Genomic DNA, 15,217 nt, shown 5'->3' on the forward strand with positions numbered 1-15,217 from the left:
GAGGGACTCCTTCTTACTTCTTGGGAGAGGGCTTGGTGGGCGTCTGGCGCTTCGACTTCGTCTGCCGCTTCGGCTGCTGCCGCTTCGGGGCACCGCCGCTCGCCGCGTCCGCGTCGGCCGTGGCCTCGGCACTCTTGGCCACGGAGCCGTCGGCCTGAGCGGCCAGACCCTGCTTGGTGAGGGCCGTGATGAACTTGCGCTCGTTGTCGTTGCGGTCCGGGCCCTTGGCCACGATCGCCGCCACGATCTTCTTCTTGGAGCGGCCCTTCACGTCACCGTGCGAGCCGATGTGCTTCAGCAGACGGGTCAGGTACTGGTCCTGCGCCTTGCTGCCCGGCGTCGGGTTCTGGTTGATCACGTACATCTGCTGGCCCATGGTCCACAGGTTCGTGGTCAGCCAGTAGACGAGAACACCCACGGGGAAGTTGATGCCCATGACCGCGAAGATCACCGGGAAGATGTACATCAGCATCTTCTGCTGCTGCATGAAGGGGGTCTTGACCGACAGGTCGACGTTCTTCTGCATCAGCTGACGCTGGGTGTAGAACTGCGACAGCGACATCAGGACGATCATGATGGCGGTCACGACACGCACATCGGTGATCGAGGCGTTCAGGCTCGCGACCTTGTCGGCGCTGTCCGTGAACTTGGCGGCCAGCGGAGCCCCGAAGATGTGCGCCTGCCGGGCACTCTGCAGCAGCGACTCGTTGATGACGCCGATCGTCTTGCCGTTGGCGATGCTCGCGAGCACGTGGTAGAGCGCGAAGAAGAACGGGGACTGCGCCAGGATGGGAAGGCACGAGGAGAGCGGGTTGGTACCCGTCTCCTTGTACAGCTTCATCATCTCTTCGGACTGACGCTGCTTGTCGTTCTTGTAGCGCTCCTGGATCACCTTCATCTTCGGCTGGAGCGCCTGCATGCCACGCGTCGCCTTGATCTGCTTCACGAAGAGCGGGATCAGGCAGATACGGATCAAGATCACCAGGGACACGATGGACAGGCCCCAGGCCCACCCACTGTCCGCACCGAAGATCGCTCCGTACAGCTTGTGGAACTGGACGATGATCCACGAGACGGGTGTGGTGATAAAGCTGAACAGACTGGCAATCGTGTCCACTAATCAGGCTCCTTGAGCATTGCGAGATCTACGCAACGCACTGCGCAGCTGCTCGTGCCAACGCGGGCGTTTACGGGGTGGGACGTGGTCCACACCACCCGGGGACCACGGATTGCACCGCAGGATCCGCCAGGCGGTCAGAACCGTCCCCTTCACCGCACCATGCCGGTCGATGGCCGTGTACCCGTAGCGCGAACACGACGGGTAGTAGCGGCACACCGGCCCGAGCAGCGGACTGATGGTCCACTGGTACAGCTTGATCAAAGCGAGCAGCGGGTACTTCATCGAGCCACGCCTCCCAGGAGCCGCACCAGGGCGGCATCCAGGTCCCGGGCCAGTTCGTCGGGGCCGGCGTCACCCGCTCCGGGCAACGCACGTACCACCACCAGGCTACCGGCGGGCAGCTGGGACAGCCGCTCGCGGACAAGATGGCGCAAACGGCGCTTCACCCGGTTACGGACGACGGCGCCGCCGACAGCCTTGCTGACGACGAAACCCGCACGCGTCGAGGGATCGATCTCCCCCGACTCGTGCGGGTCCGTTGCACCGCTTGTACGTAGGTGGACGACGAGGAGCGGGCGACCAGCCCGACGCCCTCGGCGTACCGCGCTCGCGAAGTCCTCGCGCCGCCTCAGCCGATTTTCGGGAGACAGCACGACGTCACGACCTGCGTGTTGTTACGCGGAAAGGGCGGCGCGGCCCTTGCCACGACGGTTCGCGAGGATCGCGCGACCGGCACGGGTACGCATCCGGAGACGGAAGCCGTGGGTCTTGGCACGACGGCGGTTGTTCGGCTGGAAGGTGCGCTTGCTCACTCGGGGGCTCCAGAGAATGAATCGTTGTGGCGGGACATCGCCTGGCTGTCACCGTGCGCCCACGAGGAAACTCGCGTGTTCGCCCGAGTGGCACCGCTAAACGATCACAAGAAGTGATCTTCGCCCATCGGTAGGCAGGCGGCAGCAGCCATCGACAACTCGACCTCGTTACGGTACGCGCGGCTACGCCATCCGGTCAAACCGAGCCGAGGCTGCCCCACACTGTGCACAGGCTGTGGACAACGACTTGAACCGTACCCGCTGGCCTGACTACCGTTGCCTGATCCCGGATTTTTTGTCCCGACCGTCCCAAAGAACCACACATTCGTGGGACCCCTGTGAGAGAGCGTGCTCTGTGGCTGACGTACCTGCCGATCTTGCCGCAGTGTGGCCAAGGGTGCTCGAAAAGCTCCTCGGGGAGGGACAGCCGGGGATCGAGCCCAAGGACAAGCAGTGGGTCGAGCGATGCCAGCCCCTGGCACTCGTCGCCGACACCGCACTGCTGGCCGTCCCCAACGAATGGGGCAAGCGCGTCCTCGAAGGCCGCCTCGCCCCCCTCATCAGCGACGCGCTGAGCCGGGAATGCGGCCGCCCCATCCGGATCGCCATCACCGTGGACGACTCCGCCGGCGAGCCCGCGCCCCCCGCCCCGCCCGTCCAGCAGCGCGACGCCTACGAGCCCTACCCCGGCCAGCGCCCCGGCGGCGGACCGGGCGGACCCGGCGGGCCTTCCGACGACCAGCTCCCCACGGCCCGCCCCGCCTACCCGGACTACCAGCAGCAGCGCCCCGAGCCGGGTGCCTGGCCCCGCGGCGGGCAGCAGGACGACTACGGCTGGCAGCAGCCGCGCCTCGGCGGCTTCCCCGAGCGCGACCCGTACGCCTCCCCGCAGCCGGGCTACCTCCAGCAGCCCGAGCCCTCCTCATACGAGCAGGGCTCCTACGAGCAGCAGAAGTACGAGCAGTCCCCGTACGAATCCCAGCAGTCGCACCAGCAGCACCAGTACGAGCAGCAGAAGTACGAACAACAGCAATACGAGCAGCCCGCGCCGCGCCAGCCCCCGGGCCGGCCGACCGCGCCCCCGGCCCCGTCCGGCGGCTCCACCTCGGGCCCGCTCGAACCGACCGCCCGGCTGAACCCGAAGTACCTCTTCGACACCTTCGTCATCGGCGCCTCCAACCGCTTCGCGCACGCCGCCGCGGTGGCCGTCGCCGAGGCGCCCGCGAAGGCGTACAACCCCCTCTTCATCTACGGAGAGTCGGGCCTCGGCAAGACGCACCTGCTGCACGCCATCGGGCACTACGCGCGGAGCCTCTACCCCGGCACCCGCGTGCGGTACGTGAGCTCCGAGGAGTTCACCAACGAGTTCATCAACTCCATCCGCGACGGCAAGGGCGACGCGTTCCGCAAGCGCTACCGCGAGATGGACATCCTGCTCGTCGACGACATCCAGTTCCTCGCCAGCAAGGAGTCGACGCAGGAGGAGTTCTTCCACACCTTCAATACGCTCCACAACGCCAACAAGCAGATCGTCCTCTCCTCCGACCGGCCGCCCAAGCAGCTCGTCACCCTGGAGGACCGGCTCCGCAACCGCTTCGAGTGGGGCCTGATCACCGACGTCCAGCCGCCCGAGCTGGAGACCCGCATCGCGATCCTGCGCAAGAAGGCCGTCCAGGAGCAGCTCAACGCCCCGCCGGAGGTGCTGGAGTTCATCGCCTCCCGCATCTCGCGCAACATCCGCGAGCTGGAGGGGGCGCTGATCCGGGTCACGGCCTTCGCGAGCCTCAACCGGCAGCCGGTCGACCTGGGCCTCACCGAGGACGTCCTCAAGAACCTGATCCCGGGCGGCGAGGACAGCGCGCCCGAGATCACCGCCGGCGACATCATGGCGGCCACCGCCGACTACTTCGGCCTCACGGTGGACGACCTGTGCGGCTCCTCGCGCAGCCGGGTCCTGGTCACCGCGCGGCAGATCGCCATGTACCTGTGCCGGGAGCTCACCGACCTCTCGCTGCCCAAGATCGGGGCACAGTTCGGCGGCCGCGACCACACCACCGTCATGCACGCGGACCGCAAGATCCGCGCTCTGATGGCCGAGCGCCGCTCCATCTACAACCAGGTCACGGAGCTCACCAACCGCATCAAGAACGCCTGAGACGAAGGCTCTGCGGCTTCGGCAGAGCCTCTCCACACGCGAACAGAGGGCGCTCCCGGGTCATCACGGGGGCGCCCTTCTTCGTCCGCGCGCCCCTGACCTGTTCGAATACGCCCCCTGCGGGGCAAGTCATCCACAGATTCGCGGACTTTCTTCCGTCCACACCCTGGGGACGGGATCCGTCGCCCACAATTTGTCCACAGGGGTGCGGGGTGAGGCACCATCAGGGCAGGTCAACCCCCTGTGGAATTGTGCGCAAGCTTCATCCACAGCCTGTGGACAGAGAATTCGTCCACAGGGCTGTCCACCACGTTGTCCACCGACCACCCACAGGTTCCCCGATCCTGTGCACAGGATCCGATCTCTTCTCCACACCGTTGTCCACTGTTCGGCAACGCGCCACCCCTCCTCACCGCCCCGAGTGAAAGCCGTCACACCAAGGTGGACGTTTGGGTTGTGGAGTACCGGGGGAAAGCTGGGGACACACCTGTGGAGTAGTGGGGGTCCCCTGGGGACAGCCTGTGCAGAAGTTTTCGTTCTCCACAGAGACACCGTGTTGTCCACCGGTGCCACCCACAGGGTGTGGGGATAAAAAACGCGGGTTGACCTGCGAGAACGGGCTTATCCACCGTTTCCACAGGCCCTACTACTACCCCCATAGAGAGTTAGGCCGGTTTCGGTTTTCAAGCAGGTCCTGTGCACAACTCGTCGATCGGCCGCCCCGACGCCTCGCTCCCGACTTGACCGCCGGCAGCCACGACTGTCGGCGCCGTACGTCAGACTGGTCCCCGGCATCGGTCGAGGCATCGACGAGCCGACGACGAAGGCCGGCAGACGAGCGAGCAACAGCAGGAGGCGGTTCCGGTGAAGATCCGGGTGGAGCGCGACGTACTCGCGGAGGCGGTGGCCTGGGCTGCCCGTAGCCTCCCGGCCCGGCCGCCGGTGCCCGTTCTCGCGGGCCTGCTGCTCAAGGCCGAGGACGGCACGCTGAGCCTCTCCGGCTTCGACTACGAGGTCTCGGCCCGCGTCTCCGTCGAGGCGGACGTCGAGGAGGACGGCACCGTCCTCGTCTCCGGCCGGCTGCTCGCCGACATCTGCCGCGCCCTCCCCAACCGCCCGGTGGAGATTTCCACAGACGGTGTACGGGCGACCGTGGTCTGCGGTTCCTCGCGATTCACACTCCACACCCTGCCTGTGGAGGAATACCCGGCGCTGCCGCAGATGCCGACCGCGACCGGCACCGTGCCCGGTGAGGTCTTCGCCTCCGCCGCCGCCCAGGTCGCCATCGCCGCCGGTCGCGACGACACGCTGCCCGTGCTGACCGGTGTCCGCATCGAGATCGAGGGCGACCGCGTCACCCTGGCCTCCACCGACCGCTACCGCTTCGCGGTCCGCGAGTTCCTGTGGAAGCCGGAGAACCCGGACGCCTCCGCCGTGGCCCTGGTGCCGGCGAAGACGCTCCTGGACACCGCCAAGTCCCTGACCAGCGGTGACACCGTCACCCTGGCGCTGTCGGGCTCCGGTGCCGGTGAGGGCCTCATCGGCTTCGAGGGCGCCGGCCGCCGCACCACGACCCGCCTGCTCGAAGGCGACCTGCCGAAGTACCGCACGCTCTTCCCGACGGAGTTCAACTCCATCGCCGTGATCGAGACCGCCCCGTTCGTCGAGGCCGTCAAGCGCGTGGCTCTGGTCGCCGAGCGCAACACCCCGGTCCGCCTGAGCTTCGAGCAGGGCGTGCTGATCCTGGAAGCCGGTTCCAGCGACGATGCACAGGCTGTGGAGCGCGTGGACGCGAAGCTGGAGGGCGACGACATCTCGATCGCCTTCAACCCGACCTTCCTGCTCGACGGCCTGAGCGCGATCGACTCGCCCGCCGCACAGCTGAGCTTCACCACGTCCACCAAGCCGGCGCTGCTCAGCGGCCGCCCGGCCGTCGACGCCGAAGCGGACGAGGCGTACAAGTACCTGATCATGCCGGTGCGTCTGTCCGGCTGACGCTCTCGTACGTCGGGCCCGGTCTCGCAGGCTGCGGACCGGGCCCGACGGCGTTTTCCCCCGGCGCGCGGCTCCCCCGCCGTACGCCCGTCCGGGGAGCGCCCGTGGGGCCGGGCCGGGCCGCCCGGCGTAGGCTCGGAGCCTGGGTACCCCGGGGAGCCGGGGGAACCCGGCACAGACGGTCACAACGCTTAAGGAACCACCTGATGGAGCTTGGTCTCGTCGGTCTCGGCAAGATGGGCGGCAACATGCGCGAGCGCATCCGCCGCGCAGGCCACACCGTCATCGGATACGACCGCAACCCGGACCTCGCCGATGTCCACAGCCTGCAGGAGCTTGTGGACAGCCTGCAGGCCCCCCGCGTGGTGTGGGTGATGGTCCCGGCGGGCGCGGCGACGCAGTCCACCGTCGACGAGCTGGCGGAGCTGCTCTCGCCCGGCGACATCGTCGTCGACGGCGGGAACTCGCGCTGGACCGACGACGAGAAGCACGCCGAGGAGCTGAAGGCCAAGGGCATCGGCTTCGTCGACTGCGGTGTCTCCGGTGGCGTGTGGGGCCTGGAGAACGGCTACGCCCTCATGTACGGCGGCGACAAGGAGCACGTCGCCGTGGTCCAGCCGGTCTTCGACGCCCTCAAGCCCGAGGGCGAGTTCGGCGCCGTACACGCCGGCAAGGTCGGCGCGGGCCACTTCGCGAAGATGGTCCACAACGGCATCGAGTACGCCATGATGCAGGCCTACGCCGAGGGCTGGGAGCTCCTGGAGAAGGTGGACTCGGTCACCGACGTCCGCGAGGTCTTCCGCTCCTGGCAGGAGGGCACGGTCATCCGCTCCTGGCTGCTGGACCTGGCCGTGAACGCGCTGGACGAGGACGAGCACCTGGAGCAGTTGCGCGGCTTCGCCCAGGACTCGGGCGAGGGCCGCTGGACGGTGGAAGCGGCGATCGACAACGCCGTGCCGCTGCCCGCGATCACGGCCTCGCTCTTCGCGCGGTTCGCGTCCCGCCAGGAGGACTCCCCGCAGATGAAGATGATCGCCGCGCTGCGCAACCAGTTCGGCGGCCACGCGGTCGAGAAGAAGTAGCTCCACCACAGCACCACAGCTCCACAGCTCCACAGAGCACAGCAGCAGGAAGCCGGGGGAGGTCGGCGCCGTATGCATGTTTCGCATCTCTCGTTGGCCGACTTCCGCTCGTACGCCCGGGCCGAGGTTCCCCTCGACCCGGGCGTCACGGCTTTCGTGGGCCCCAACGGCCAGGGCAAGACCAACCTCGTCGAGGCGATCGGCTACCTGTCGACGCTGGGCAGCCACCGGGTCTCCTCGGACGCCCCCCTCGTACGGATGGGCGCGGACCGGGCGATCATCCGCGCGGCCGTCACCCAGGGCGAGCGGCAGCAGCTGGTCGAGCTGGAGCTGAACCCGGGGCGGGCGAACCGGGCCCGGATAAACAGGTCCTCGCAGGTCAGACCGCGGGACGTGCTGGGGATCGTACGGACGGTGCTGTTCGCGCCGGAGGACCTGGCCCTGGTGAAGGGCGACCCGGGCGAGCGGCGCCGGTTCCTGGACGAGCTCGTCACGGCGCGCTCCCCGCGGATGTCGGCGGTCCGCTCCGACTACGAGCGGGTGCTGAAGCAGCGGAACACCCTGCTGAAGTCGGCGGCGATGGCGCGTCGGCACGGCGGGCGGTCGATGGACCTGTCCACGCTCGACGTGTGGGACCAGCACCTCGCGCGCGCGGGCGCGGAGCTGCTGGCGCAGCGGCTGGATCTGATCGCGACGCTGCTGCCGCTGGCGGACAAGGCCTACGAGCAGCTCGCGCCCGGGGGCGGCCCGCTGGGGCTCTCGTACAAGTCCTCCGCGGGCGAGCCGGTGGACAGCGGTGCGGCGCGCGGCCGCGAGGCGATCTACGAGGTGCTGCTGGCGGCCCTTTCGGAGGTGCGCAAGCAGGAGATCGAGCGGGGTGTGACCCTGGTCGGTCCGCACCGCGACGACCTGGTGCTGCGGCTGGGGGAGCTGCCGGCGAAGGGGTACGCGAGCCACGGGGAGTCGTGGTCGTACGCGCTGGCCCTGCGGCTGGCCTCCTACGAGCTGCTGCGCTCGGAGGGCGCGGAGCCGGTGCTGATCCTGGACGACGTGTTCGCGGAGCTGGACGCGCGGCGCCGGGAGCGGCTGGCCGAGCTGGTGGCGCCGGGCGAGCAGGTGCTGGTGACGGCGGCGGTGGACGATGACGTTCCGGGTGTGCTGGTGGGGGCGCGGTTCGGGGTGTCCGGTGGTGAGGTGACCCGGCTGTGAGCGACCAGGAGAAGGAGCCGCCCCGGAAGACCCCCGAGGTCTCCGGCGTGGATCTGGCGCGCCAGGCGCTGGCCGCGGCGCGGGAGCAGGCGCGGGCCCGGGGGAACGCGGCGGGCGGCCGGAAGCGGCAGCAGCAGCCGGGGCTGCGGTCGGGGGCGCGGGCGGACGGCCGGGACCCGATGCCGTTGATGGCGGCGCTGGACCGGCTGCGCACGGAGCGCGGCTGGGAGATGCCGATGGCGGTGGCGGGTGTGATGGAGCGCTGGCCGGAGATCGTCGGGCCGGAGATCGCGGCGCACTGTGAACCGGAGCGGTACGAGGACCGTGAACTCGTCGTGCGGTGCGACTCCTCGGCGTGGGCGGCGCAGCTGAAGCTGTTGGCTCCGCAGCTGGTGGCGCGGCTGAACGCGGATCTGGGGCAGGGGACGGTGCGGGTGATTCTCGTGCGGGGGCCCGGGGGGCGGCCCAAGGGGTACGGGCCGTGGCGGGCGCCGGGGAGTTCCGGTCCCGGGGACACGTACGGATAGCTCTTGCGGGGGGCTGAGCGTGAGCCCGGCTGCCGGTCGGCTCCCGGCGGGGCTGAGCCCGGCTGCGCCGGGACCCGGGGCTCCGCCCCGGACCCCGCGCCTCAAACGCCGGCGGGGCTGGATGTGCCCGGCGGGGCCGGAAGTGTGCCCGGCGGAGCCGGATGTTTCCGGCGGGGCTGGAGTGGCTTGGCGCGGCTGAAGCGGGTGGTGTCCCTCACGGTAGTCGGAGGTTGACAGGCCGAAGGGCTGGATGCCCGTGTGAGCCTCTTAGAGCCCCTTCCCGGATATGGGGAGTCGGAGAGTGGCGGTTCAGGGCGGCACATGCGGACTCAGGTACCGGCAAACCCCCATTCATGTCCGTGGTACCGGTAGACTGAAGGAAATCCCGCCCTTTCGCGGGATCACGCAGACAACGCAGATCGACGCGGCCGCTCCTCCGGCGCACACGCTGGTCCGGAGTACGGGCTGCGCTGTGCCAGAAAGGGCGCTTCGTGGCCGATTCCGGCGACTCCAACGAGAAGAATTACGACGCCAGTGCCATCCAGGTCCTCGAGGGCCTGGATGCGGTCCGCAAGCGGCCCGGTATGTACATCGGCTCGACCGGTGAGCGCGGCCTGCACCACCTCGTGCAGGAGGTCGTGGACAACTCCGTCGACGAGGCCATGGCCGGGCACGCGGACACGATCGACGTGACGATCCTCGCCGACGGCGGTGTGCGCGTGATCGACAACGGCCGGGGCATCCCGGTCGGCATCGTGCCGTCCGAGGGCAAGCCGGCGGTCGAGGTCGTCCTCACGGTGCTGCACGCGGGCGGCAAGTTCGGCGGCGGCGGCTACGCCGTCTCCGGCGGTCTGCACGGCGTCGGTGTGTCCGTCGTGAACGCCCTGTCGACCAAGGTCGCGGTCGAGGTCAAGACGGACGGCCACCGCTGGACCCAGGACTACAAGCTGGGCGTGCCGACGGCCCCGCTGGCCAAGAACGAGGAGACCGACGAGCACGGCACGTCGGTGACGTTCTGGGCCGACCCCGACGTCTTCGAGACGACCGACTACTCCTTCGAGACGCTGTCGCGGCGCTTCCAGGAGATGGCCTTCCTGAACAAGGGCCTGACCCTGACGCTGACGGACGAGCGCGAGTCGGCGAAGGCCACGGTCGGCGCCGACGACCCGGAAGCGGAGTCGGCCGAGCCCGCCGCGCGGACGGTCAAGTACCACTACGAGGGCGGCATCGTCGACTTCGTCAAGTACCTGAACTCGCGCAAGGGCGAGATGATCCACCCGACCGTCATCGACGTCGAGGCCGAGGACAAGGAGCGCATGCTCTCGGTCGAGATCGCGATGCAGTGGAACTCGCAGTACACGGAGGGTGTCTACTCCTTCGCGAACACGATCCACACGCACGAGGGCGGTACGCACGAGGAGGGCTTCCGCGCGGCGCTGACCGGTCTGGTCAACCGCTACGCGCGCGAGAAGAAGCTGCTCCGCGAGAAGGACGACAACCTCGCCGGCGAGGACATCCGCGAGGGTCTGACGGCGATCATCTCGATCAAGCTGGGCGAGCCGCAGTTCGAGGGCCAGACGAAGACCAAGCTGGGCAACACGGAGGCGAAGACCTTCGTGCAGAAGGTCGTCCACGAGCACCTCAACGACTGGTTCGACCGGAACCCGGTCGAGGCCTCGGACATCATCCGCAAGTCGATCCAGGCGGCCACGGCGCGCGTGGCGGCCCGCAAGGCCCGCGACCTCACGCGCCGCAAGGGTCTGCTGGAGTCGGCGTCGCTGCCGGGCAAGCTGTCCGACTGCCAGTCGAACGACCCGACGAAGTGCGAGATCTTCATCGTCGAGGGTGACTCCGCCGGTGGTTCGGCGAAGTCCGGCCGCAACCCGATGTACCAGGCCATCCTGCCGATCCGCGGCAAGATCCTGAACGTCGAGAAGGCCCGTATCGACAAGATCCTCCAGAACACCGAGGTCCAGGCGCTGATCAGCGCCTTCGGCACCGGCGTGCACGAGGACTTCGACATCGAGAAGCTCCGCTATCACAAGATCATCCTGATGGCGGACGCCGACGTCGACGGCCAGCACATCAACACCCTGCTGCTGACCTTCCTCTTCCGCTTCATGCGGCCGCTGGTCGAGGCCGGTCACGTGTACCTGTCGCGCCCGCCGCTCTACAAGATCAAGTGGGGCCGGGACGACTTCGAGTACGCGTACTCGGACCGTGAGCGCGACGCCCTGGTGGAACTCGGCAAGCAGAACGGCAAGCGGATCAAGGAAGACTCGATCCAGCGCTTCAAGGGTCTGGGCGAGATGAACGCCGAGGAGCTGCGCGTCACCACCATGGACGTGGACCACCGCGTGCTCGGCCAGGTCACCCTGGACGACGCGGCGCAGGCCGACGACCTGTTCTCGGTGCTGATGGGTGAGGACGTCGAAGCCCGGCGCTCCTTCATCCAGCGCAACGCCAAGGACGTTCGCTTCCTCGACATCTGAGTCGGCTCAGCTGACCGCCTGAAAGGACCTCTGACCAGCAATGGCCGACGAAACCACGCCCACTGCCGAGAACACCGAGGAAGAGCAGCCCGTCGTACGCATCGAGCCCGTCGGGCTCGAGACGGAGATGCAGCGCTCCTACCTCGACTACGCGATGTCCGTCATCGTCTCGCGCGCGCTGCCCGACGTACGGGACGGCCTCAAGCCGGTCCACCGCCGTGTGCTGTACGCGATGTACGACGGCGGTTACCGGCCCGAGAAGGGCTTCTACAAGTGCGCCCGCGTCGTCGGCGACGTCATGGGCACCTACCACCCGCACGGCGACTCCTCGATCTACGACGCCCTGGTCCGCCTGGCCCAGCCGTGGTCGATGCGCATGCCGCTGGTGGACTCGAACGGCAACTTCGGCTCTCCGGGCAACGACCCGGCGGCCGCGATGCGCTACACCGAGTGCAAGCTGATGCCGCAGGCCATGGAGATGCTCCGGGACATCGACGAGGAGACCGTCGACTTCACGGACAACTACGACGGCCGCAACCAGGAGCCGACGGTCCTGCCGGCGCGCTTCCCGAACCTGCTCGTCAACGGTTCGGCCGGTATCGCGGTCGGCATGGCCACCAACATCCCGCCGCACAACCTGCGCGAGGTCGCGGCCGGCGCCCAGTGGGCGCTGGAGCACCCGGAGGCCTCGCACGAGGAGCTCCTGGACGCACTGCTGGAGCGCATCAAGGGCCCCGACTTCCCGTCGGGCGCCCTGGTCGTGGGCCGCAAGGGCATCGAGGAGGCGTACCGGACCGGTCGCGGCTCCATCACGATGCGCGCGGTGGTGGAGGTCGAGGAGATCCAGAACCGCCAGTGCCTGGTGGTCACGGAGCTCCCGTACCAGACCAACCCGGACAACCTGGCGCAGAAGATCGCCGACCTGGTCAAGGACGGCAAGGTCGGCGGCATCGCCGACGTCCGCGACGAGACCTCGTCCCGGACGGGCCAGCGCCTGGTGATCGTGCTCAAGCGCGATGCCGTCGCCAAGGTCGTGCTGAACAACCTGTACAAGCACACCGACCTGCAGACGAACTTCGGCGCGAACATGCTGGCGCTGGTGGACGGCGTGCCGCGCACGCTGTCGATCGACGCCTTCATCCGCCACTGGGTGCAGCACCAGATCGAGGTCATCGTCCGGCGGACGAAGTTCCGTCTGCGCAAGGCCGAGGAGCGGGCGCACATCCTGCGCGGCCTGCTCAAGGCGCTGGACGCCATCGACGAGGTCATCGCGCTGATCCGGCGCAGCAACACCGTCGAGATCGCGCGCGAGGGCCTGATGGGCCTGCTGGAGATCGACGAGATCCAGGCGAACGCGATCCTGGAGATGCAGCTGCGGCGCCTGGCGGCCCTGGAGCGGCAGAAGATCGTCGCCGAGCACGACGAGCTCCAGGCCAAGATCAACGAGTACAACGCGATCCTGGCCTCGGAGGAGCGCCAGCGCTCCATCGTCAGCGAGGAACTGGCGGCGATCGTCGAGAAGTTCGGCGACGACCGGCGCTCCAAGCTGGTGCCCTTCGACGGCGACATGTCCATGGAGGACCTGATCGCCGAAGAGGACATCGTCGTCACGATCACGCACGGCGGCTACGTCAAGCGGACCAAGACCGAGGACTACCGCTCGCAGAAGCGCGGCGGCAAGGGCGTGCGCGGCACGAAGCTGAAGCAGGACGACCTCGTCGACCACTTCTTCGTCTCGACCACGCACCACTGGCTGCTGTTCTTCACGAACAAGGGCCGCGTCTACCGGTCCAAGGCCTACGAGCTGCCGGACGCCGGCCGTGACGCCCGCGGGCAGCACGTGGCGAACCTGCTGGCCTTCCAGCCGGACGAGAAGATCGCCCAGATCCTCGCGATCCGCGACTACGAGGCGGCGCCCTACCTGATCCTGGCCACCAAGGGCGGCCTGGTGAAGAAGACGGCGCTCAAGGACTACGACTCGCCCCGTTCGGGTGGTGTGATCGCCATCAACCTCCGGGAGACCGAGGACGGCAGCGATGACGAGCTGATCGGCGCCGAGCTGGTGTCCGCCGAGGACGACCTGCTGCTGATCAGCAAGAAGGCGCAGTCGATCCGCTTCACGGCGACCGACGACGCGCTGCGCCCGATGGGCCGCGCGACCTCGGGCGTGAAGGGCATGAGTTTCCGCGAAGGTGACGAACTGCTCTCCATGAGCGTGGTGAGGCCGGGTACGTTCGTCTTCACCGCGACCGACGGCGGCTACGCCAAGCGGACGCCGGTCGACGAGTACCGTGTCCAGGGCCGCGGCGGTCTGGGCATCAAGGCCGCCAAGATCGTGGAGGACCGCGGGTCCCTCGTCGGGGCGCTCGTGGTGGACGAAACGGACGAGATTCTCGCCATCACGCTCGGCGGTGGTGTGATTCGTACGCGCGTCAACGAAGTCAGGGAGACCGGCCGTGACACCATGGGCGTCCAGCTGATCAACCTGGGCAAGCGCGATGCCGTGGTCGGCATCGCCCGTAACGCCGAGGCCGGTCAGGAAGCTGACGAGATCGACGAGATCGAGGCAGCCGACGGACAGGCCGCCGAGGCCGCCGAGGGCACGGAGCCCCCGGCTGGGGAGCACGAGGAGTAAGTCGTGAGTGGAGCCACGGGCGCCGGACCGGCCAAGACTGGAGAGAACGGTGCCCGTGGCCCCGCCGCGGACTCCCAGGGCGGGGGCACTCCCGCCGAAGGCAGGGGGACGATCGTGACGGATACCCGGGGATCGCAGTCGCAGGCCCAGCCGGCGCAGCCGTACCACCCGCCGCAGGCCTACGCGGCGCCCTCGGGCCCGGGCGCGCCGCGGGGCGGCGGGCAGGGCGCCGGGCAGCGCAAGCCGCGTACGGGGGCCCGTATGGCGCCCAGGACGCGCAAGGCGCGGCTGCGGGTGGCCAAGGCCGACCCGTGGTCGGTGATGAAGGTCAGCTTCCTGCTGTCGATCGCGCTGGGCATCTGCACGATCGTCGCGGCGGTGGTGCTGTGGATGGTCATGGACGCGATGGGCGTCTTCTCGACCGTCGGCGGCACGATCAGCGAGGCGACCGGCTCGAACGAGAGCAACGGCTTCGACCTCCAGTCGTTCCTGTCGCTGCCGCGCGTTCTGGTCTTCACGTCGGTCATCGCGGTCATCGACGTGGTGCTGGCGACGGCGCTGGCGACGCTCGGCGCGTTCATCTACAACCTGTCGGCTGGGTTCGTCGGCGGTGTGGAGCTGACGCTCGCCGAGGACGAGTGACCTGCGCAGACGCTCCCCGGGAACGGATTTTGGACCTACCGGGTCAGTGCGCTAACCTTCAGGAGTCAGCGCGCAGCGCGGATGGGGCTATAGCTCAGTTGGTTAGAGCGCATCCCTGATAAGGATGAGGCCACAGGTTCAAATCCTGTTAGCCCCACAGTGTCGAAGACCCCCAGGCCCAAGGCCTGGGGGTCTTTGTCGTTGGGCCAGTTGGTGGACCGCCAGGTCACCGATCGGTATCGGTCGGTGTGTATTGTTGGGCGCCAGAAGTCCCCTACGTCAACGAAAGACGAGGTCGCGCGGTGAAGAAGCTGCTCCTGGTCGCACTGGCCGCCATCGGCGGGCTCCTCGTGTACCGCCAGATCCAGGCGGACCGCGCCGAGCAGGACCTGTGGACGGAGGCAACTGACTCCGTGCCCTCTGGTTCCGGCGTGTGAGACCCGAAGGCTGATCCCATGAAGCCCCGGCTGCCGCTGCGGTCGGGGCTTTGTGCTGTTCTGTGACAAAAAGTTACGTTATGCAAAGATTTGGCTTGCGCTAGCAAACTC

General features: G+C 68.3%; 13 protein-coding genes and 1 tRNA gene. 10 read left to right on the top strand and 4 right to left on the bottom strand.

The window, feature by feature from the left end:
- Positions 1-13: 13 nt before the first annotated feature.
- From yidC to rpmH, 4 genes are read right to left on the bottom strand one after another with little or no spacing between them, the layout of a single operon-like run.
- On the bottom strand, positions 14-1,117 hold the full coding sequence (gene yidC, locus ACFWBN_RS01115; RefSeq protein ID WP_385168527.1) for a membrane protein insertase YidC: 1,104 nt from the start codon (positions 1,115-1,117) through the stop codon (positions 14-16).
- Positions 1,118-1,120: 3 nt separating this feature from the next.
- A complete protein-coding gene (gene yidD, locus ACFWBN_RS01120) occupies positions 1,121-1,402 on the bottom strand; it encodes a membrane protein insertion efficiency factor YidD (protein ID WP_382635465.1) in 282 nt (93 codons plus the stop codon).
- Positions 1,399-1,773: a ribonuclease P protein component gene (gene rnpA / locus ACFWBN_RS01125; RefSeq protein ID WP_385168530.1), complete on the bottom strand. Its 375-nt coding sequence runs from the start codon at positions 1,771-1,773 to the stop codon at positions 1,399-1,401. Before rnpA ends, yidD begins: the two co-directional genes overlap by 4 nt.
- Positions 1,774-1,794: 21 nt before the next feature.
- Positions 1,795-1,932, bottom strand: coding sequence for a 50S ribosomal protein L34 (rpmH, locus tag ACFWBN_RS01130; RefSeq protein ID WP_008741645.1), 138 nt, complete (start codon positions 1,930-1,932; stop codon positions 1,795-1,797).
- Between the two features lie 355 nt (positions 1,933-2,287).
- On the opposite strand from rpmH, the gene dnaA reads away from it, so the two are divergent.
- The 10 genes from dnaA to ACFWBN_RS01180 all read left to right on the top strand — a co-directional run bounded on the left by dnaA (position 2,288) and on the right by ACFWBN_RS01180 (position 15,106).
- Entirely contained in the window at positions 2,288-4,087 is a 1,800-nt protein-coding gene (dnaA, locus tag ACFWBN_RS01135; protein ID WP_385168533.1) for a chromosomal replication initiator protein DnaA, read from the top strand.
- 864 nt (positions 4,088-4,951) lie between these two features.
- Complete coding sequence (gene dnaN, locus ACFWBN_RS01140) at positions 4,952-6,082, top strand: DNA polymerase III subunit beta (RefSeq protein WP_136210318.1); 1,131 nt, start codon at positions 4,952-4,954, stop codon at positions 6,080-6,082.
- Positions 6,083-6,288: 206 nt separating this feature from the next.
- Positions 6,289-7,164 (top strand): phosphogluconate dehydrogenase (NAD(+)-dependent, decarboxylating), encoded by an 876-nt coding sequence (gnd, locus tag ACFWBN_RS01145; RefSeq protein WP_385168537.1) that lies wholly within the window; start codon positions 6,289-6,291, stop codon positions 7,162-7,164.
- A gap of 72 nt (positions 7,165-7,236) precedes the next feature.
- A complete protein-coding gene (gene recF / locus ACFWBN_RS01150) occupies positions 7,237-8,373 on the top strand; it encodes a DNA replication/repair protein RecF (RefSeq protein ID WP_385168540.1) in 1,137 nt (378 codons plus the stop codon).
- On the top strand, positions 8,370-8,900 hold the full coding sequence (locus tag ACFWBN_RS01155; RefSeq protein WP_385168543.1) for a DUF721 domain-containing protein: 531 nt from the start codon (positions 8,370-8,372) through the stop codon (positions 8,898-8,900). The genes recF and ACFWBN_RS01155 overlap by 4 nt, the downstream gene beginning before the upstream one ends.
- A gap of 470 nt (positions 8,901-9,370) precedes the next feature.
- Positions 9,371-11,392 carry a DNA topoisomerase (ATP-hydrolyzing) subunit B gene (gyrB, locus tag ACFWBN_RS01160; RefSeq protein ID WP_385168928.1) on the top strand — a complete coding sequence of 674 codons (2,022 nt, stop codon included), beginning with the start codon at positions 9,371-9,373 and terminating at the stop codon, positions 11,390-11,392.
- A gap of 40 nt (positions 11,393-11,432) precedes the next feature.
- Positions 11,433-14,027, top strand: coding sequence for a DNA gyrase subunit A (gene gyrA / locus ACFWBN_RS01165; RefSeq protein ID WP_385168546.1), 2,595 nt, complete (start codon positions 11,433-11,435; stop codon positions 14,025-14,027).
- Positions 14,028-14,141: 114 nt separating this feature from the next.
- A complete protein-coding gene (locus ACFWBN_RS01170; RefSeq protein ID WP_385168549.1) occupies positions 14,142-14,669 on the top strand; it encodes a DUF3566 domain-containing protein in 528 nt (175 codons plus the stop codon).
- A gap of 83 nt (positions 14,670-14,752) precedes the next feature.
- Positions 14,753-14,826: transfer RNA gene (locus ACFWBN_RS01175), tRNA-Ile, on the top strand.
- 145 nt (positions 14,827-14,971) lie between these two features.
- On the top strand, positions 14,972-15,106 hold the full coding sequence (locus tag ACFWBN_RS01180) for a DLW-39 family protein (protein ID WP_208809277.1): 135 nt from the start codon (positions 14,972-14,974) through the stop codon (positions 15,104-15,106).
- Positions 15,107-15,217: the final 111 nt, after the last annotated feature.

It is taken from the genome of Streptomyces sp. NPDC059989 (genome assembly GCF_042736975.1).
Lineage (GTDB): Bacteria > Actinomycetota > Actinomycetes > Streptomycetales > Streptomycetaceae > Streptomyces.